We start from the raw sequence: 18,381 nt of genomic DNA, 5'->3' as shown, positions 1-18,381 counted from the left end.
GACAATTTTACTAGGCTAAATGTAGATTTGTCAACGTTGTCAACGTTGACAAATCTTTGATAATTAACAACCTTTAAAACTAGCAAATACTATGAGTAATCATTCTAGGCGAGATTTTATTAAAAATGCCTCAGTCGCAGCTGCCTCGTTTTACATTGTCCCACGCCATGTACTTGGAAAAGGATATCAAGCACCATCCGATAAATTGAACATCATGGGTATTGGTGGAGGAGGAAAAGGATATAGTGATATCATGAACTCCTACAACAAAGGGGCTGAAAACATCGTCGCAGTGGTGGATGTAGATGACCGTCAGGTTGCTAGAATTAAGAAAGATTTACCTAAAGCAAATTTTTATCGTGATTTCCGTGCTGCCCTAGATAAGGAAGGGAACAATGTGGATGCCGTAATCGTATCGACTCCTGATCATACACACGCCACAATCGCCATGGAAGCCATGCGTCGTAAGAAGCACGTATATGTTCAGAAGCCTTTGGCTCATGACATTTATGAGGCTCGTGTAATCGCTGAAAAAGCACGTGAAATGCAAGTGGTTACCCAAATGGGAAATCAAGGCTCTTCTGGCGATGGTGTTAGAACCATGATCGAATGGTTTGATGGTGGCGTGATTGGTAAAGTTCACTCCGTACAAGTTTGGACGAACCGTCCCGTTTGGCCACAAGGAATCAAATACCCAAGCGCAGGTTTTGAAGTGCCTAAAGAATTGGATTGGGATTTATGGTTAGGACCGGCTAAATACCGCGAATATAATCCAGCCTTATTGCCATTTAAATGGAGAGGTTGGTGGGATTATGGTACTGGTGCCTTAGGAGATATGGGTTGCCACTTATTAGATCCTCCATTTAAAGTATTGGGTATCCGTGATGCCATTGATGTAGAATGTTCCGTAGGATCGGTATTCTTGAATGATTGGGTTCCTGAGTGGATTCCAGAAGGATGTCCTCCATCCTCTATGGTGACCTTGCATTATGCGGCTACTAAGCGCAATCCATCTCCAGTAACTTTAACGTGGTATGATGGGGGCTTACGTGCCCCTCATCCAGAAGGCATTCCATCGACTGATACCATTGGTGATCCAGATGGAAGTAATGGGGTAATCTTAATTGGTTCTAAAGGAATCATGACTTGCGGTACCTATGGTATGTATCCTAAAGTATACAAAAATGGCAAGCAAGTGCCTGCAGAGGAACTTCCTAAAGCTAAATTACCTCGCGTAGCAGGTGGTGATGGTGGTCACAATACCCAGTGGGTAGAGGCATGTAAAGCAGGTTTTGGCAAAATGGAAGTGAGCTCGCCTTTCGACTATGCTGGTCCATTTACTGAATCTGTTTTGATGGGTAACTTAGCAATTCGTTCCTACATGCTTCGTGAAGGAGAAGGAAGAACTGCCAATTATATTGGACGTCAAAAATTGAATTGGGATGCCACCAACATGCGCATTACTAATTTCGAAGCAGCTAATCAATTCGTAAGAAGAGAGTATCGCGCTGGCTGGACATTATAATAAGTTTTTTATAAGTTAATGATGAAAGGACGGGTATTTCCCCGTCCTTTTTTTATTTTTGCTGACCAAAATTTTTCCTATGAAATTCGATTCTAATCTTCCCAAATTAGCGGTATTACAAGAAGTTCAATCCTATATTGAAGAAGCCGGATATCGGATCGTAGACCAAGACTTTAGTCGACCTTGGGGTGGATTTTTTGTCCTGGATGAAAGCCAAGTGGCCAAGTTTGTAGCTCAATATTTTCCCCAATTGAGCCTAGATGATATTCAAATTACCCAGAAACTCAGCCCTAAATTTTTAGTCGTTGCCCCCCACCAAAGACTATCTTGGCAGTACCACTTCCGTCGGGCAGAAATTTGGACGGTTGTCCATGGACCCATTGGTGTAGCCATTTCATCTACCGATGAACAAGGTGACCATGGTATCTATCAAGAAAAAGATGTCATTGAATTACCCACCGGACAAAGACACCGATTGATTGGATTGGAACATTGGGGTTTAGTGGCAGAGATTTGGCAACATACCGATTTGGCCCATCCTTCGGATGAATCTGATATCGTTCGTTTACAGGATGATTTTGGTCGGTAATCTTCCTGCCACTCATCATTTCTCCAAACCGATAATCTAAAAATAATACAAAAAACTTTGTAGTACTTAAAAGTTTCCTTAGTTTTGTGCTCTTGATTTTAAATAAAAGAAAGAGCATGAAATGTAGAATACTTGAAAAGGGGACAGAATTGTACTTCCGATACGGGGTTAGATCCGTAACGATGGATACGATTGCTACAGAATTGGGCATTTCTAAAAAAACGATTTATCAACATTTTCCTGACAAGGATGCCATGGTATACCAGGTGCTAGAATCATTTATTCAAAATGATCAATGTAAATGGGAAGAGTTAAGTAAAAGCTCCAAGGATGTCATTCATAAAACCTTACAATCCTTGGAAATCATGAAGACCACTTTGTCTGAAATGAATCCTCGCTTGATGTTTGAAGTAAAGAAATACTTTCCCAAGGCATACGACTTATTTACAAAGTATAAAGAGGATTGCATCATGAATTCTCTCAAAGTGGATTTGAAAACTGGGATTGAACAAGGGTATTTCCGCCCCGAGATTGAAATCGAACTAATCGCACGATTGCGCATGGGAGAAGTGGATTTATCTTTCGACCCTAACTTTTATACGCATAGTAAACTTTCTTTTTTTGATACACAACAAATTTTATTGGATCACTTTATGCGGGGTATTCTCACAGAAAAAGGTCTTTCTCTCTACTTATCTTACCAAAATAACAACTAACATGATTCGCCAACAACTCAATTTTATCGGGCTATTTTGTTTCTTGTCATTGACGGGGATGGCTCAAAGTTTCAGTCTCAAAGAGGCTGTAGATTATGCTATCATCCACCATGTGCAAGTGAAAAACAGTCAATTGGATTTGCAGAATGCAAGTGCAAAAATTAATGAAATTAAAGCTATCGGTTTACCTCAAGTGAATGCTGGGGTTACATATACCAATAACTTAATCATTCAACGAATGTTTATCCCTGCTAAAACATTCAATCCAAACGCAGCAGAAGGTGAAATTATCGCGGCAGAATTTGGCGTTAAGAATTCAGCTATGGCCAATGTAGGCTTAAGCCAATTGGTTTTCGATGGTACATACTTACTAGGCCTAAAAGCTTCTGAAGTATATAAAGAACTGTCGACCAAGACCTTGGTTCAAACCAAACAACAAGTTGCCGAAGGTGTCATGAAAGCTTATTATGGCATTCTTGTTAACGAAAAGCGTCTGCAGATTTTACAAGCCAATGTAGGTCGTTTGGATTCTTTATTGAAAGAGACTAGAGCTCTTAACAAGCAAGGTTTTGTAGAGAAAATCGACGTACAACGTTTGGAAGTACAATCTAATAACCTGAAAACGGAATTGGATAATGTAATTCGTATTCAAGATTTGGGATATTCTTTATTGAAGTTCCAAATGGGATATCCAATGGAAGAGCCCATTCGTTTGTCGCTAACCTTAGAGCAAGTGGATTTAAAGTTTAATTCAATCGATGAAAACATGCCATTTAACTATGGAAGTCGTATTGAATATTCCATCCTTAAAACCCAAGAAGGATTGGCTGAATTAGATGTTCGTAGCCAAAAAGCAGGTTATTTGCCTCGATTGTTGTTCAATTTGAATTATGGTTTTACCAATGGTCGCAAAACATTTAGTGATTTAGTTAGTCAATCATGGTTTGATAATTCTACATTAGGTTTTACACTACAGATCCCCATTTTTGATGGTTTCTCAAAGAAATACAAAACCATTCAGTCGCAAAATAACCTTCAAAAAGTTCGCCAAAGCTATGATTTAGTGAAGTCATCCATTGATTTACAACGTAGCCAATCGTTGATTACCTTGAAAAATTCATTGGAATCCTTGAAAGAGCAAAAGGCAAATTTGGATTTAGCGAATGAAATATCTCGCGTGACTCGCGTAAAATACCAACAAGGTGTAGGTTCAAACCTTGAAGTATTGAATGCTGAAACATCCATCAAAGAATCTCAAGCCAACTATTTTACTTCCCTTTATAATGCCTTGATTGCTAAAGTAGAATTAGAAAAGGCCAACGGTACATTATATTCAGAATAACACGATTTTAACAAATTATCATATGAAAAATCTTACCATTTTAGTAGCCGCCATATTAATGGTAGCATCATGCTCCGAGTCAGTTGACAAAAAACAAGAGTTAGCAGATTTGAAGAAGCAAGCTCAAGAAATTAGTGCTAAAATCGCTAGCATCGAAAAAGAGATTGGCAAGGAAAGTCCTAAAGCTGCTGAAAAAGTAGTGGCCGTAGGTGTAAGCCCAATTCAAGCTCAAACATTCAATCACTTTGTGGAAGCACAAGGTTCTGTATTGGCTGAAAATACCGTTTTAGTAAGTCCTCAAACTGCAGGAGCTATCTTAACTTTGCCTGTAGTAGCTGGCCAAGCCATCAAAAAAGGGCAATTAATTGCCACCTTGGATAACAATATTTTGAAGGAATCCATGGAAGAGGTTAAACACCAATTGGCATTAGCTAAGATACTTTTCGACAAGCAAAAGTCTTTATGGGATCAGCAGATTGGAACTGAAGTGCAGTATTTGAGCGCTAAGTCAAATAAGGAATCTTTGGAGAAACGCTTGGTTACTTTACAAGCTCAGTTAGCCATGTCAAAAGTCATTGCTCCTATTTCTGGAACCATTGAAATTGTGCGTCAAAAAGCAGGAGAAATGGCTTCTCCAGGTTTGCCAATTGTTCAAATCGTGAATTTAGGCAATTTGAAAGTAGCTGCTAAAATTTCGGATACGTATGTAGGTTCTGTGAAAGTGGGCGACCCAATTGTGATTAAATTTCCAGATATCAACAAAGAAGTAAAAGCCCGTATTACCTTGGTTTCTCAATTGGTGAATCCATTGTCGCGTACCTTTGATATTGAAGCACGTATTCCCAATGTTGGAAATGAGTTAAAACCAAATCAATTGGCCGTGATCAACATCAATGATGTCTCTAAAGCAAATGCCATTGTATTGGATGAAAACCTAATCCAAAAAACTGAAAAAGGAAATTTGATTTACGTAGCAGTTGGTGAAGCTGGCAAGAAAGTTGCTCGCGCACGTCAGGTGTCGATTGGTCTATCTTACAATGGTCAAGCTGAAATAACTTCGGGTATCAAAGCAGGTGATCAAATCATTACGCAAGGTTACCAAGATTTAGTTGACGGTCAAGCCATTTCATTCTAATCTGAAAGAATCCACAACATGGAAAAAAATATAAAAAACGAGCAACTGCCCGAAGGAAAAGGACTAATCTATAATATGATAGAATGGTTAGGGCATAATCGTACGACCATTTACATCTTTACCTTCATCATTTTTGTGGCAGGTATGGGTATTTACAAGCAATTGCCAAAAGAGCAATTCCCTGATATCGTTGTTCCACAAATGGTGGTACAAACAGTTTATGCGGGTACAACTCCTACGGACATTGAAAATGTAATTAACAAGCCCATTGAGAAGCAATTAAAAGCAGTCACTGGGGTTAAAAGTGTAAAATCCAATGCCCTACAAGATGTTTCAGTAATCATCGTCGAGTTCAATACGGATGTTACGGTTCCAGTAGCGAAACAGCGTGTACAAGATGCCGTGGATAAGTCCATTGCGGATTTGCCTAAAGATTTAACTAGACAACCATCCGTAGTTGAGGTAAACTTTTCGGAGTTTCCTATCATGAACATCAACATTGCAGGAGATTATCCATTGGATAAACTGAAAAAATACGCGGAAGATTTACAAGATGAGATTGAGGGAATGCCTGAAATTAATCGTGTAGATATCATTGGCGCATTGAAACGTGAGATTCAAATCAATTTGGATTTAGCGAAAATGCAGAGTTATGGTTTGACTTTCTACGATATTCAATCAGTAGTACAAGGTGAAAACGTGAATATTTCAGGAGGAGAGCTTCCTGTTAATGGCGTGAGACGTGCTTTGCGTGTGACTGGTGAGTTCAAAAGCATGGAGCAGTTGTCCAATATCATCATTCGTTCAAGTACTGGAGCAGTCGTACGTTTAAAAGACGTAGCTGATGTACAAGATAGCTTTGAAGAGAAGCAAGATTTTGCTCGCTTAAATAACAAATCGGTTATAACCTTGAACGTCATTAAACGTGCAGGAGCAAACTTAATTGATGCTGCTGACCGTATTGAAACAACAATTGAAGACTATAAAGAAACTCGTTTTCCTAGTGGATTAACCGTTTCAATTACCGCAGATCAGTCGGAAAGAACCCGTGGTGATATTGCGGATTTGATAAATACAGTAATCTTAGGTTTCGTTTTCGTGGTAATTGTATTGATGTTCTTCATGGGTGTGCGTGATGCAGCCTTTGTTGGATTATCTGTACCATTATCCGCCTTATTGACTTTCTTGTTCATGCCAGGCTTTGATTTCACTTTGAATACCATTGTGTTATTCGCCTTTTTGTTGAGCTTAGGTATTGTGGTGGATGATGCCATTGTGGTGATCGAAAATGCTCACCGTTTATTTAATAATTTCAAGAAATTGAGCATTGTGGAGGCGGTTAAATTGGCCGCTTCAGAGGTTTTTGTGCCGGTATTATCAGGAACCTTGACCACCATTTCCCCATTCTTGCCTTTATTATTCTGGCCAGGAATTGTTGGTGAATTCATGAAATTCTTACCCATCACCTTAATTATTACCTTGTTTGCTTCCTTGTTTGTGGCTTATGTCATGAATCCAGTTTTTGCAATGTCATTCATGAAGCGTCATGATGAAGAGGTGAATGATGTGAAGAATCCTAAATTCTCAGATATCCGCAAGACAGTATTCATCTTATTGAGTCTTACTTTTGGTGGATATGTTTTAGGCTTCCAATTGGGTCATTTTGGATTCGGAAATTTCTTCTTATTTGCAGTTATCATTTATGTGTTCAACCACTTTGTCGTAACACCGAAATGGATTGTACCTTTTCAAGATAAAACCTTACCCGCTTTCAAAAATGCCTACCGTCGAGTAATCTCTTGGGTACTCGAAGGACGCAGACCTGTGTATGCAGTATTGGCTTCTTTTGCTCTGTTGGTATTCTCGTTCGTATTATTTGGAATCGTAAAACCAAAGGTGATTTTCTTCCCTTCAGGTGATCCAGATTACGTGTATATCTATGCCAAAATGCCTATTGGTACAGATGCTGTGGTGACAGATTCCATGACTAAGGTGATCGAAGGTCGCGTATTTACTTTCTTGAAGAAAGAACAAGCGATGAAAATTGTCAATTCCGTTATTTCCAATGTGGGTAAAAATGCGGGAGATCCCATGAATCCAGATCGTAGCGCAACTCCTCATAAAAGTAAAGTGACGATTGCGTTTGAGAAAGTTCAAATGCGTGGGGGCTTGTCGACACAAGATTTATTGACCAAACTTCAAAACTCATTCAAAACAAATCCTATCCCAGGAGTGGAAATGGCGATTGAACGTGAAAGAAATGGCCCTCCAACAGGTAAGCCTATTTCCATTGAGATTTCGGGGGATGACTTTGGCGTATTATTGGATTTAGAGAAAAAAGTACTGAATGCGATACAAAAAGCGGGTGTTCAAGGTATCCAAGAGTTAAAATCGGACTTGGTGACGAACAAACCTGAAATTATCGTGGATGTGAATCGTGAAAAAGCTAGTAGAGAAGGAATTTCTTCAGCACAAGTGGCCATGGCTATTCGTGGGGCATTATTTGGTGTTGAAATTTCTAAATACCGCGATGTTAAGGATGAATATCCTATTCAATTACGTTTGAAAGGGAATTCTAGAAACCAAATTGAAAAATTACTTTCTATGAATATCACTTATCGTGATATGAATTCGGGAGGTATGTTGCGCCAAGTACCTTTAAGCTCTGTGGCCGATATTCGTTATGCGTCATCTTTCAGTCAGATCAATCGTAAAAACCAAGAGCGTGTTGTAACCCTAGGGTCGGATGTGATTGAAGGCTATAATGCCAATGAGATTGTGGCAGAATTGAATGGTTTATTTGAAACCATGGAATTACCTCAGGGCTACAAAATTAAGATGGGTGGAGAACAAGAGCAGCAACAAGAAACAGGTGCATTCTTAGGAATTGCCTTTATTTCGGCTTTGATTTTGATTTACCTAATCTTGGTAACTCAGTTTAACTCAGCCGTGAAACCAATCATTATTTTCGCTACCATTTTACTTTCCTTGGTTGGGGTTATTTTAGGTTTCTTAGCTTTTGGTATGACATTCTCCGTATTGATGTCGGGAGTAGGTGTAATTGCATTAGCCGGTATCGTTGTGAAAAATGGTATTCTTTTGATTGAATTTATCGAAGAATTAAGATTCAAACGAGGCTATGATTTAAAAGAAGCTATCATTGAAGGTGGCGGAATTCGTTTAACACCTGTATTGCTAACAGCTTCTGCAGCTGTTTTGGGATTGATTCCATTGGCACTAGGTTTGAGTATCGACTTTGCCGCCATGTTTACCGAATTGAATCCACATATTTTCTTTGGATCCGATTCAGCCGTATTCTGGGGAATTTTAGCTTGGACTATTATTTTTGGTCTAACTTTCTCCACGGCCTTAACCTTGATCATCGTACCGTGCATGTATTATTTGTCGGAAAGAATCAAACAGAAAATTCGTAAAACAGCATAGTACTCAATTGAACATATATTTTGGGGATTAATAGAAAGCCCTCGGACATTGTCCGAGGGCTTTTTGTTGCTTTAATTGAAGATTAAGTAACGACCTATTTTGTCTTATTTAATATCAATTTCTTGGACAATATTTTTGAAATTTCAATCGTTAAAACGCAACGCTGTCAAGGTTTTAAACCTTGACAGCGTTAAGGCTTGATACACCCGCATAAATAATCAAATTAATCTCATTAAATTGAAAGTCTTAACACGCTTTCATCATGAAAAAACTACTCTTATTCCTTTTATTCCCCTTAAGCCTAATTGCGCAAGACAGACCCTATGGGAAATTATGGGCGACTCGTTCAGAAGTAATCGCACAAAATGGTATGGCAGCCACTTCTCATCCATTATCCACCCAAGCGGCTTTGGATGTATTGAAAGCTGGCGGAAACGCCATTGATGCCGCCATTGCCGCCAATGCGATGGAAGGGGTTGTTGAGCCTCATGTAAATGGAATTGGTGGCGACTTATTTGCCATCGTTTGGGATGCCAAAACAAAAAAACTATATGGTTTGAATGGTTCAGGTAGATCACCTAAATCTTTGACCTTAGCCGAATTAAAAAAGCGGGGCTTGAAACACATTCCCAGTGTAGGTCCTTTGCCAGTAAGTGTTCCGGGTTGCGTGGATGCCTGGTTTGAGCTACATAAAAAATTTGGTTCTATGCCTATGTCTAAAGTATTGGAAAATGCGGTTTCATATGCTAGAAATGGTTTTCCTGTTCATGGGGAATTTGCTTCAGCCTTACAGCGTGTAGAAGCAAACTATGGACGCTTTCCTAATGTCGCTCAACATTACTATCCCAATGGAAAAGCCCCTGTGGTTGGCGATGTTTTCAAAAACCCAAACTTAGCCAATACCTTAGAAAGAATTGGAAAAGAAGGTCGTGATGCTTTTTACAAAGGTGATATGGCCAGAACCATGGATGCCTTTATGAAGAAAAATGGTGGTTTCTTGAGCTATGAAGATTTAGCTACGCACACCTCTACTTGGATAGACCCCGTATCCGTGAATTATCGTGGATATGATGTTTGGGAATTGCCACCGAACGGACAAGGTATTGCGGCCTTACAAATGTTGAATATTTTGGAAGGTTATGATTTTTCCAAAATCAAGCATGGTAGTGCAGAGCATATTCATTTATTTACCGAAGCTAAGAAACTGGTATTTGAAGACCGGGCCAAATACTATGCAGACCCAGAATTTGCTAAAATTCCTGTGGCTAATTTGATTTCGAAATCCTATGCAGCTGAGCGCAGAAAATTGATTCAAGCAAACCGCGCTGCAAGACATTATGATGCAGGTAATCCTGCCTTAAAAGATGGTGATACCATCTATTTGACCATTGCCGATAAAGATGGTAACATGGTTTCTTTGATTCAAAGTAATTACCGAGGTTTTGGTTCAGGGATGATGCCCGATGGTTTAGGTTTTATGTTTCAAGACCGTGGAGAAATGTATAGTTTGAATGAGGGAGAAAACAATACTTTCGCACCAGGAAAACGTCCATTCCATACAATTATTCCCGCTTTCGTTACCAAAGACGGACAACCGTTCTTAAGTTTTGGTGTCATGGGCGGCGCTTTTCAACCTATGGGACATGTGCAAATTGTGATGAATGTGGTCGACTTTGGTATGAATATCCAAGAAGCAGGAGATGCACCCCGATTAAACCACGAAGGGTCATCTGAACCCACTGGTGAAGCAATGGAATTAACTGGAGGAACCATCACCTTGGAAAGCGGATATCCTTATGAGGTTATACGTGAGTTATTGCAAAAAGGTCACCAAGTAGGTTTTATGAATGGAATCTACGGAGGTTACCAAGCCATTCGTTGGGATCCCATTAGAAAAGTGTATTTTGGCGCGTCTGAGTCTAGAAAAGATGGACAAGCCGCAGGTTATTAAATAAAGTCCATGGTTATTTTAGCAAAGCGTGTATTTACGGGGCATGAATGGTTAGTAGATCAACAAATTCATGTTCATCAAGGCCGTATTCAAGAAATTAAATCAGTAGAAGGAGATCTGCAAGGAAGCGGATTTATCTGTGCTGGTTTCATTGATTTACAAGTATATGGTGGGGGTGAACTTTTGTTTTCCAATCATCCCACCGAAGCTTCTATTGCCAAAACCTTTGAAGAACATCATAAAACGGGGACTACCCATTTTCAGATTACGTTGAATTGTTCCCCTAAAGAAACCATGTGGAGGGCGATTGACTCTTGTCAAGCCTATATGGCCAAAGGGGGCAAAGGACTGATTGGTTTGCATTTGGAAGGTCCATTTTTTAATCCCATTCGTAAGGGTGCACACAAAGAGGAGTTTGTTCAATGCCCAAGTGTTGCCTATATTCAAGAAATTGTACAAAGGGCAGGGGATTTGCCTATTTATATGACCATTGCGCCTGAAATGTTTTCTGAGGAGGCTTTGGACTATATCATTCAAAGTCCTATTATGGTTTCATTAGGGCATTCGGATGCGACGATTGATCAAGCGAATCATGCCTTATCCAAAGGAGCAAATCGGATTACGCATTTATTTAATGCCATGTCTCAATGGCAAAGCCGTGCCCTAGGTTTAGTGGGTGCAAGTTTTTCAAGCGAGGCCTGGACAAGTATCATTGTGGATGGTTTACACTGTGATTTCCGATCAGTTAAACTGGCTAAGGAATTGAAAAAACAACGCTTATTTTTGATTACTGATGCAGTAACCCATGATGTTTCAGGCCCTTATTTATTTGATAAAAAAGATGGTAAATTTTCCAATGAAGCGGGTACTTTATCAGGTTCTGCTTTAACCATGGAACAGGCCATACAGAATTGTGTGTATCAAGTGGGAATGGATGTGGAAGAAGCTATTCGTATGGCGACGCTTTATCCTGCTCAAGTCGCTAATTTAGAACAGGATTTGGGGACAGTTGAAGTAGGGAAAAAAGCCTGCCTGATACATATGAGTGATGATTTAAAAGTCCAACAAGTATGGTTGGATGGTGAACCTTTGATGGATTAATATGATTAGCTTTCCTTCCAAACAAGCGCAAGTTCAAACCACTATTTTTACGAAAATGTCGGCCTTGGCTAGCGAGCATGGCGCCTTAAATTTATCTCAAGGTTTTCCAGGATTTGATTGTTCAGAAGAACTTCAGGCTTTGTTGGCCTTTTATTCCAAAGGCCATAACCAGTATGCGCCCATGTCGGGTGTGCCCGTTTTTAAACAAAGCATTGCCGATAAAACCAATCTTTTCTATGGCATTGATATCGATGCTCATAAAGAAGTTACCGTTGTTTCAGGGGCTACCGAAGCCTTGTTTTGCGCCATTCATTGTTGTGTGTTTCCAGGAGATGAGGTGATCATGTTTGATCCAAGTTATGATGCCTATGATCCTGCTGTTCGATTGGCTGGAGGTATTCCCATTCATTTATCTATGGATGCCCAAAATGGCTTTCAAATTGACTGGGAAGAACTCGCACGCACTATTTCTCCCAAGACTCGTGCTATCATGGTGAATAGTCCACATAATCCCACAGGATCTATTTGGACTGAAAATGATTTAGAGGCATTGGCCAAAATAGTGAAAGGAACCAACATCCTGATTATTTCAGATGAGGTGTATGAACACATTGTTTTTGACGGCAAAAAACATTACTCTGTATTACTTCACCCAGAGTTACGCAAACGCAGTTTTGTGTGTGGCTCATTTGGAAAGACCTATCACATTACTGGCTGGAAGATTGGATATTGTTTAGCACCAGAATACCTGACCAAGGAGTTTCAAAAGTTACATCAATGGGTGACCTTTTCTAGTGCTACTCCTTTGCAATATGCTTTGTCGGACTACCTAAAAGAACCAGCTCATTATTTAGGTCTTTCAGATTTTTACCAAAGAAAAAGGGATTTGTTTGCTTCAGCATTTCAAGGGAGTAAATGGAAATTATTACCTAGCCATGGAAGTTTTTTCCAATGCATGGATTATCGAGAAATTAGTAATGAAAAGGATGTGGATTTAGCTGAAAGACTGACCAAAGAAATCAAAGTAGCCTCCATTCCCATTTCCGTATTTTATGAAAATGTTCCGGGAGATACGATTTTACGCTTTTGTTTTGCCAAATCTGATGAGGTCTTACTCGAAGCGGCACAGCGCTTAGTTCAATTATAGTTTCAAGTTTTCAGCAATTCGAACCAAATGAGTTGAAGCTTTTGTCATGGCCTCTTCTAGACGTATGGGAGGGACTAAAATGGGATAGACTGGGATATGACGCATGGATTCTGGTATGTTGTTTTCATCTTGTAATCCTCCACAAACCAGTATGATGGGTTTTTGAATTGCTTGACTGCGTTGAATGACTGTGGAGATTAATTTTCCTCCCCACGATTGCACATCGATTTTCCCCTCCCCACTGATGATAACATCAGCCTTGGCAGCATGTTGGTCAAATGAAACTAAATCAAGTATCCATGAGGAGGCTAGATGTATACTTGCTTGTAGGAAGAACATGGCTCCAGCGCCTAATCCACCTGCAGCGCCAGCTCCAGGGCATTGAGCAATTTCTGTATTAGGATAAAAACTAGCCATTTGAATTAACCCTTTATCCAATTGGCTAATCATCTTTTCGTCCGCTCCTTTTTGTTTGGCAAATACATGAGCCGCCCCCTGTGGACCGTATAGAACATGGCGGACATCGGTGGCCACTTGAAACTGAATCTGCTTTATTTGTTCGATTATTGGACTTGGGATAATCTGATGTATACGAATCAAATTCTCGCCAATAGGAGCTAATTCTTTCCCATTTACATCTAAAAATTGAAAGCCTAGGGCAGCTGCCATACCCATTCCGGCATCATTGGTCGCTGAACCTCCAACGGTTAAGGTGATTCGTTTTGCACCATGTTTCAAGGCGTGTAGGATAAGCTCCCCTGTGCCAAAAGTGCTCGTTATCCCTGGATTTCGCTCTTCTTTTTTGAGTAATTCTATCCCTGAGGCTCTTGACATTTCAATGAATGCATGTGAACTATCTTTCACCCATAAATAAGGGGCTTCAATAGTTCGAAAAAGGGGGTCTTTGACCAAAACCTTCACCCATTCTCCTCCAAAAATTTCTCGAATAACATCTAAGGTACCTTCACCGCCATCGGCCAATGGTAAGGACTGAATGATGGCCTCAGGATGGGAATTTTTAATCCCTTGAGCTAAAGCCTGACAGACTTCTGCCGCAGAGAGGGAATCTTTAAATTTATCAGGACAAAGTAGTACGCGCATCACATGAATTTGAGTTGAATTTACCAACAATTTGCCTAAATCCATGAATTTATTCCCTATAGCTTTCTCGTAGGGAATCCTTTCTGTATTTTTGGTTTTTCAAATTAAGCCCTATGTCTTCATCATTCCGATTTTATTGCGTTTTCTTGCTGCTTGGGCTTTTAACATCCTGTACCAAACAGCCCGATTTAACGGGTTTTGATGTAGAAAAATTTGTTCAAGATGAAGCGGGCTGTGAAGGAAATAGAGCCTCACAAATAGCTTGGCTAAAATCCCATAAGGAGAATTTAAAAGGTGTGAGCTCCAACGACATTGAGGATATCTTAGGGAAACCTGACATCCAACAGCTGGCAGATCGAAATCAAGAATATTATGTTTATTTCTTGGAAAAAGGGCCACATTGTGATAAAATCACGAATCCTTCACAAGCCTATTGCATGGCTTTCCGATTCAGCGCCATTGGATTGGCTACGGAAATCACTTTTCAAAATGGTTTACCTTGATTATTTGGTAAACCAACCCACCACGGTACTTGAGAAACTGACTAAAAAGCTAAATATTAGTGGAGCTACAAATCCGCTTACTTGAAATCCAGGAACGTATAATTCAGTTAGATACACGATGGCTACATTGATGACAAGGGAAAATAAACCGAGTGTCATGAAAGTAATGGGGAAACTGATGATGTGCAAAAATGGCTTAACAAAGGAGTTTAAGAATCCCATGACCAAAGCAACTAAAAGTGCCGTGGTGAATCCATCCACCACAATACCTTTTAGATAGCGGGGAATGATTAAAATCACTCCTGCAATGATGATGTAACGAATGATGAATCCAATCATGTTATTTCGCGTGTCTTTGTTGTAACAATTTGACAATTTCTTCTAAACCTATACCTCGATCTTCTAGCAATACCAATAAGTGAAAAACTAAATCGGCGGCTTCTCCTTTGAATAATTCATCATTATTCGACATGGCTTCAATCACTAATTCCACTGCTTCTTCCCCTACTTTTTGGGCCACTTTATTCGTGCCTTTTTGGAACAATGAAGCTGTATAAGAAGTGTCAGCCGATGCGCCTTTTCTAGAACGAATGATGTGTTTTAAATAATCCAGCCAAGCCGCATTATCTTGATTGGAGGTGTTAAAACAGGTATCTGCACCCGTATGGCAAGCCGGTCCTACTGGATCCACTTGGATTAATAAGGTATCTTGGTCACAATCCAATAAGATGTTTTTGACATGAAAGAAATTACCTGAAGTTTCTCCTTTTGTCCATAAGCGCTCTTTTGAACGGGAATAAAAAGTAACAATATTCTCTGCCTGTGTTTTGAAATAGGCTTCCTCGTTCATGTATCCAAGCATTAATACTTGCAAGGTGGAGGCATCCTGAATAACAGCAGGTAGTAATCCTTTAGAAAAATCGGGGCTTGAGTTCATCTTATCAAAAATTCTTGTGAATTTATTAAATACGCATTGGAATTCCTTTGCTGGCTAGGTAATTCTTTAAATCTAAAATAGCTATTTCTTTGAAGTGAAAAATACTAGCTGCTAAGCCAGCATCAGCTTTTCCTTCGGTGAAAACTTCATAAAAATGCTCCATGCTACCTGCTCCGCCAGAGGCAATGATAGGTATGGAAGAATTGGAGGAAATAGTCGAGGTAAGTACATTGGCAAATCCAGCTTTGGTGCCATCCGCATCCATACTGGTCAATAAAATTTCTCCTGCCCCTCTATTTTCTACTTCTTTGGCCCATGGAATAGTTTGAATCTCGGTTATTTTTCTTCCTCCATGTGTATGCACCCAATCTTTTCCATCTACCCAGCGGGTATCAATGGCGACAATAATGCATTGTGAGCCAAATTGTAAGGCTAATTCATCTATTAATTTGGGATTTCGAACCGCTGATGAATTGATGGAAACTTTATCAGCACCCGCATTTAATAAGGCTGAAACATCTTGAATGGAGGATATTCCACCGCCTACTGTAAATGGGATATTGACATGTCTAGCAACTTCCCGAACCAAATTAACTAAGGTTTTTCGGTCATCAACCGTAGCCGTAATATCCAAAAAAACCAATTCATCTGCTCCTTCTTGTGCATATAAAGCACCCAGTTCCACGGGATCTCCCGCATCACGTAAATCCACAAAGTTGGTTCCCTTTACAGTCCTACCATCTTTAATGTCCAAGCAAGGAATGATTCTTTTGGTTAACATGCAGATTCTTTGGCAAAGGTGGCTAATTCCGCTAAACTAATTCGTCCTTCATAAAAGGCTTTTCCAACAATCACGCCAAAAATATTCATGTCGCGCAGTCGGTATAAATCATCTAAACAAGCCACCCCTCCACTTGCAATAAGCTGCAATTCAGGCTCTTGTGCTTGAATTTTTTCATATAAATCAAAACTCGGGCCTTGTAAAAGACCATCTTTGGCCACATCGGTAGAAATCACATATTTCACACCTGCTGCACAGTAGTCTTTCAAGAAATCGTAAATGGATATGTTCGAATTTTCCTGCCAACCCGACACGGCAATTTGCTCGTTGTGGGCATCAGCTCCTAAAATGATTTTATCAGGGCCATATTTTTTTAACCAATTCCTCACTAATTCAGGTTGCCTAACAGCAATACTGCCTGCAGTAATTTGTTGGGCACCAGCAGAAAAGGCGATATCAATCATCTCGTCGGATTGAACTCCTCCTCCAAAATCAATATGTAAATTGGTTCCATTGGCAATTCGCTCCAACACATGTGCGTTGACAATTTTTTTGGCTTTGGCTCCGTCTAAATCAACTAAATGCAATCGTTGGATTCCCGCTCCTTCAAACTCTTTGGCTATTTCCAATGGGTCGGAATGGTATACCTTTTTCTGGGCATAATCACCCTGGGTCAAGCGAACACATTGTCCTCCTATTAAATCGATAGCTGGAATTAGTTGGAACATCATTTATAAAGCGAGAAAATTTTCAATAATTCGTTGACCTGCCATACCACTAATTTCTGCGTGGAATTGAGCTGCATAGAAATTGTCCTGATGAAGCATCGCAGAAAAAGGCTGAACATAGTCACAAACTGCTGTAGTCAAAGGATTCACAGGAACATAAAAAGAGTGAACAAAATAGACAAACTCTTCTTTTTTTAAGCCTTCCATCAAGGGATTATCTTGGTTGGCATGAATGGAATTCCATCCTACATGCGGAATTTTTAAATCATTTGATTGAAAGCGTTTCACTTCCACATCAAATACACCCATGCAAGTAGTATCATTTTCCTCTGAATGCTTACATAATAATTGCATACCAATGCAGGTAGCTAAAACGGGTTGCTTTAACTGAGGGATAATCAAGTCTAGCCCTTTTTCTTTCAAATGGGCCATGGCAGTGCTTGCTTCGCCTACACCCGGAAAGATCACTTTATCGGCTTGGCGTAGAATGGCCTCATCGTCTGTCCATGTATACGGCACCCCGATTCGATCGAGTGCGTACATCACGGAGGCAACATTCCCTGCATTGTATTTAACGATGGCAATTTCCATGGGCTTTCTTTCTGGGTAAACAGCCTTGCAAAGGTAGGCAAATAGGCTGGATTATGAAATTCCCCTATATTTGTTGTTCTATCTCTTTCCACATGCGCTTCCGGAAAAAACTCTTTTTTGAAATTGCTTACCTGCTGTGGATGGGTTTACTTCCTTTTATTTCGAGCCTAGCTTTGGGCTATTTGGCCGTTTCTAATCCGAGCTTTTTCTTAAACTTAAGTTTTAGCCAACAAGTGTTTTTTTGGATTGCTACTGTTTTTGTGATGGGTTTAGCACTTTGTCCTACTACTTTCCTGGCCCTTTTTGTTGGATATATATGGGGTTTTCAAGGCATTTGGCCATTGATTGTTGCGTATAGCCTAGCCTCTATGTTGGGTTTTGGTATGGCAAAACTTTGGAAAGGTCAAGCCATGATTCGTTGGATAAAGCGGACCAAACAAGGGGCACAATTTTTGTCCAATGTTCAGGCTCAATCTTTCTCTTGGGTATTTCTAGCCCGACTGTCACCTATCTTTCCCTTTGCCATTACCAATGCCATGATGTCTTTTTTGGGAGTCAGTTTCCTAGATTTTTGTTTGGCAGGGATGATTGGAATGTTACCAAGAACGGCATTAGCTGTCTGGACTGGCACACAAGCTAAGAGTTGGGAATATTTGCTACATCACCCGGAATCATTTTCTTGGCAAGATGGAGTAAGTTTAGTTTTATTAGTTTTTTCTGGGCTTGGAATGTACTTCTTAGCCAAGAGACAAGTCAAAGCCTAGGCTGTAGGGTATCCATTCTTAAATAG

Annotated in this window: 17 protein-coding genes; 11 read left to right on the top strand and 6 right to left on the bottom strand. The window is 39.9% G+C overall.

The genetic code is table 11. The features are described from left to right. Window positions 1-91 precede the first annotated feature (91 nt). From G9H60_RS10815 to G9H60_RS10775, 9 genes are all read left to right on the top strand, one after another. Entirely contained in the window at window positions 92-1,525 is a 1,434-nt protein-coding gene (locus G9H60_RS10815) for a Gfo/Idh/MocA family protein (protein ID WP_223144072.1), read from the top strand. A 79-nt stretch (window positions 1,526-1,604) separates the two neighbouring features. Further along, complete coding sequence (locus G9H60_RS10810) at window positions 1,605-2,114, top strand: cupin domain-containing protein (RefSeq protein WP_223144071.1); 510 nt, start codon at window positions 1,605-1,607, stop codon at window positions 2,112-2,114. 116 nt (window positions 2,115-2,230) lie between these two features. Further along, window positions 2,231-2,830, top strand: a complete 600-nt coding sequence (locus tag G9H60_RS10805) for a TetR/AcrR family transcriptional regulator (RefSeq protein ID WP_223144070.1) — start codon at window positions 2,231-2,233, stop codon at window positions 2,828-2,830. Window position 2,831: 1 nt separating this feature from the next. Continuing rightward, on the top strand, window positions 2,832-4,172 hold the full coding sequence (locus G9H60_RS10800; RefSeq protein ID WP_262900017.1) for a TolC family protein: 1,341 nt from the start codon (window positions 2,832-2,834) through the stop codon (window positions 4,170-4,172). A 22-nt stretch (window positions 4,173-4,194) separates the two neighbouring features. After that, window positions 4,195-5,307: an efflux RND transporter periplasmic adaptor subunit gene (locus G9H60_RS10795; protein WP_223144069.1), complete on the top strand. Its 1,113-nt coding sequence runs from the start codon at window positions 4,195-4,197 to the stop codon at window positions 5,305-5,307. Window positions 5,308-5,382: 75 nt separating this feature from the next. After that, complete coding sequence (locus G9H60_RS10790; protein WP_262900020.1) at window positions 5,383-8,751, top strand: efflux RND transporter permease subunit; 3,369 nt, start codon at window positions 5,383-5,385, stop codon at window positions 8,749-8,751. Between the two features lie 262 nt (window positions 8,752-9,013). Continuing rightward, a complete protein-coding gene (ggt, locus tag G9H60_RS10785) occupies window positions 9,014-10,702 on the top strand; it encodes a gamma-glutamyltransferase (RefSeq protein WP_223144067.1) in 1,689 nt (562 codons plus the stop codon). Between the two features lie 9 nt (window positions 10,703-10,711). Next, on the top strand, window positions 10,712-11,803 hold the full coding sequence (gene nagA / locus G9H60_RS10780; RefSeq protein WP_223144066.1) for an N-acetylglucosamine-6-phosphate deacetylase: 1,092 nt from the start codon (window positions 10,712-10,714) through the stop codon (window positions 11,801-11,803). 1 nt (window position 11,804) lies between these two features. After that, the gene (locus G9H60_RS10775) at window positions 11,805-12,950 is read left to right on the top strand and encodes a methionine aminotransferase (protein WP_223144065.1); all 1,146 of its coding nucleotides are present in this window, start codon (window positions 11,805-11,807) and stop codon (window positions 12,948-12,950) included. Here the strand turns inward: G9H60_RS10775 and G9H60_RS10770 are convergent. Beyond that, window positions 12,945-14,096, bottom strand: coding sequence for a glycerate kinase (locus G9H60_RS10770; RefSeq protein ID WP_223144064.1), 1,152 nt, complete (start codon window positions 14,094-14,096; stop codon window positions 12,945-12,947). The two genes, G9H60_RS10775 and G9H60_RS10770, sit on opposite strands and share 6 nt — an antisense overlap. A gap of 68 nt (window positions 14,097-14,164) precedes the next feature. Between G9H60_RS10770 and G9H60_RS10765 the strand changes: the two genes are divergently transcribed. After that, complete coding sequence (locus G9H60_RS10765) at window positions 14,165-14,554, top strand: peroxisomal membrane protein PEX14 (protein ID WP_262900016.1); 390 nt, start codon at window positions 14,165-14,167, stop codon at window positions 14,552-14,554. Here G9H60_RS10765 and G9H60_RS10760 read toward each other — a convergent pair whose 3' ends face one another. From G9H60_RS10760 to hisH, 5 genes are read right to left on the bottom strand one after another with little or no spacing between them, the layout of a single operon-like run. Beyond that, window positions 14,555-14,893: a phage holin family protein gene (locus G9H60_RS10760; protein WP_223144063.1), complete on the bottom strand. Its 339-nt coding sequence runs from the start codon at window positions 14,891-14,893 to the stop codon at window positions 14,555-14,557. Window position 14,894: 1 nt separating this feature from the next. Next, entirely contained in the window at window positions 14,895-15,491 is a 597-nt protein-coding gene (hisIE, locus tag G9H60_RS10755; protein WP_223144062.1) for a bifunctional phosphoribosyl-AMP cyclohydrolase/phosphoribosyl-ATP diphosphatase HisIE, read from the bottom strand. Between the two features lie 25 nt (window positions 15,492-15,516). Beyond that, window positions 15,517-16,272, bottom strand: coding sequence for an imidazole glycerol phosphate synthase subunit HisF (hisF, locus tag G9H60_RS10750; protein ID WP_223144061.1), 756 nt, complete (start codon window positions 16,270-16,272; stop codon window positions 15,517-15,519). Beyond that, window positions 16,266-17,000: a 1-(5-phosphoribosyl)-5-[(5-phosphoribosylamino)methylideneamino]imidazole-4-carboxamide isomerase gene (gene hisA / locus G9H60_RS10745; protein ID WP_223144092.1), complete on the bottom strand. Its 735-nt coding sequence runs from the start codon at window positions 16,998-17,000 to the stop codon at window positions 16,266-16,268. Before hisA ends, hisF begins: the two co-directional genes overlap by 7 nt. Before the next feature lie 3 nt (window positions 17,001-17,003). Further along, entirely contained in the window at window positions 17,004-17,591 is a 588-nt protein-coding gene (hisH, locus tag G9H60_RS10740) for an imidazole glycerol phosphate synthase subunit HisH (protein WP_223144060.1), read from the bottom strand. A gap of 92 nt (window positions 17,592-17,683) precedes the next feature. Here hisH and G9H60_RS10735 point away from each other — a divergent pair, with 92 nt between their 5' ends. Beyond that, the gene (locus tag G9H60_RS10735; RefSeq protein ID WP_223144059.1) at window positions 17,684-18,355 is read left to right on the top strand and encodes a TVP38/TMEM64 family protein; all 672 of its coding nucleotides are present in this window, start codon (window positions 17,684-17,686) and stop codon (window positions 18,353-18,355) included. Window positions 18,356-18,381 lie beyond the last annotated feature (26 nt).

Source organism: Aquirufa aurantiipilula (genome assembly GCF_019923745.1).
Lineage (GTDB): Bacteria > Bacteroidota > Bacteroidia > Cytophagales > Spirosomataceae > Aquirufa > Aquirufa aurantiipilula.
The sequence above is the reverse complement of the archived record's forward strand: the minus strand, read 5'-3'. Positions and strand labels throughout refer to the sequence as shown.

What these genes read in the sequence shown, in the direction of transcription:
- G9H60_RS10815 (WP_223144072.1), top strand. Translation starts at nt 92, where the DNA reads ATGAGTAATCATTCTAGGCGAGATTTTATTAAAAATGCCTCAGTCGCA.
- G9H60_RS10810 (WP_223144071.1), top strand. Translation starts at nt 1,605, where the DNA reads ATGAAATTCGATTCTAATCTTCCCAAATTAGCGGTATTACAAGAAGTT.
- G9H60_RS10805 (WP_223144070.1), top strand. Translation starts at nt 2,231, where the DNA reads ATGAAATGTAGAATACTTGAAAAGGGGACAGAATTGTACTTCCGATAC.
- G9H60_RS10800 (WP_262900017.1), top strand. Translation starts at nt 2,832, where the DNA reads ATGATTCGCCAACAACTCAATTTTATCGGGCTATTTTGTTTCTTGTCA.
- G9H60_RS10795 (WP_223144069.1), top strand. Translation starts at nt 4,195, where the DNA reads ATGAAAAATCTTACCATTTTAGTAGCCGCCATATTAATGGTAGCATCA.
- G9H60_RS10790 (WP_262900020.1), top strand. Translation starts at nt 5,383, where the DNA reads ATGATAGAATGGTTAGGGCATAATCGTACGACCATTTACATCTTTACC.
- ggt (WP_223144067.1), top strand. Translation starts at nt 9,014, where the DNA reads ATGAAAAAACTACTCTTATTCCTTTTATTCCCCTTAAGCCTAATTGCG.
- nagA (WP_223144066.1), top strand. Translation starts at nt 10,712, where the DNA reads ATGGTTATTTTAGCAAAGCGTGTATTTACGGGGCATGAATGGTTAGTA.
- G9H60_RS10775 (WP_223144065.1), top strand. Translation starts at nt 11,805, where the DNA reads ATGATTAGCTTTCCTTCCAAACAAGCGCAAGTTCAAACCACTATTTTT.
- G9H60_RS10770 (WP_223144064.1), bottom strand. Translation starts at nt 14,096, where the DNA reads ATGGATTTAGGCAAATTGTTGGTAAATTCAACTCAAATTCATGTGATG.
- G9H60_RS10765 (WP_262900016.1), top strand. Translation starts at nt 14,165, where the DNA reads ATGTCTTCATCATTCCGATTTTATTGCGTTTTCTTGCTGCTTGGGCTT.
- G9H60_RS10760 (WP_223144063.1), bottom strand. Translation starts at nt 14,893, where the DNA reads ATGATTGGATTCATCATTCGTTACATCATCATTGCAGGAGTGATTTTA.
- hisIE (WP_223144062.1), bottom strand. Translation starts at nt 15,491, where the DNA reads ATGAACTCAAGCCCCGATTTTTCTAAAGGATTACTACCTGCTGTTATT.
- hisF (WP_223144061.1), bottom strand. Translation starts at nt 16,272, where the DNA reads ATGTTAACCAAAAGAATCATTCCTTGCTTGGACATTAAAGATGGTAGG.
- hisA (WP_223144092.1), bottom strand. Translation starts at nt 17,000, where the DNA reads ATGTTCCAACTAATTCCAGCTATCGATTTAATAGGAGGACAATGTGTT.
- hisH (WP_223144060.1), bottom strand. Translation starts at nt 17,591, where the DNA reads ATGGAAATTGCCATCGTTAAATACAATGCAGGGAATGTTGCCTCCGTG.
- G9H60_RS10735 (WP_223144059.1), top strand. Translation starts at nt 17,684, where the DNA reads ATGCGCTTCCGGAAAAAACTCTTTTTTGAAATTGCTTACCTGCTGTGG.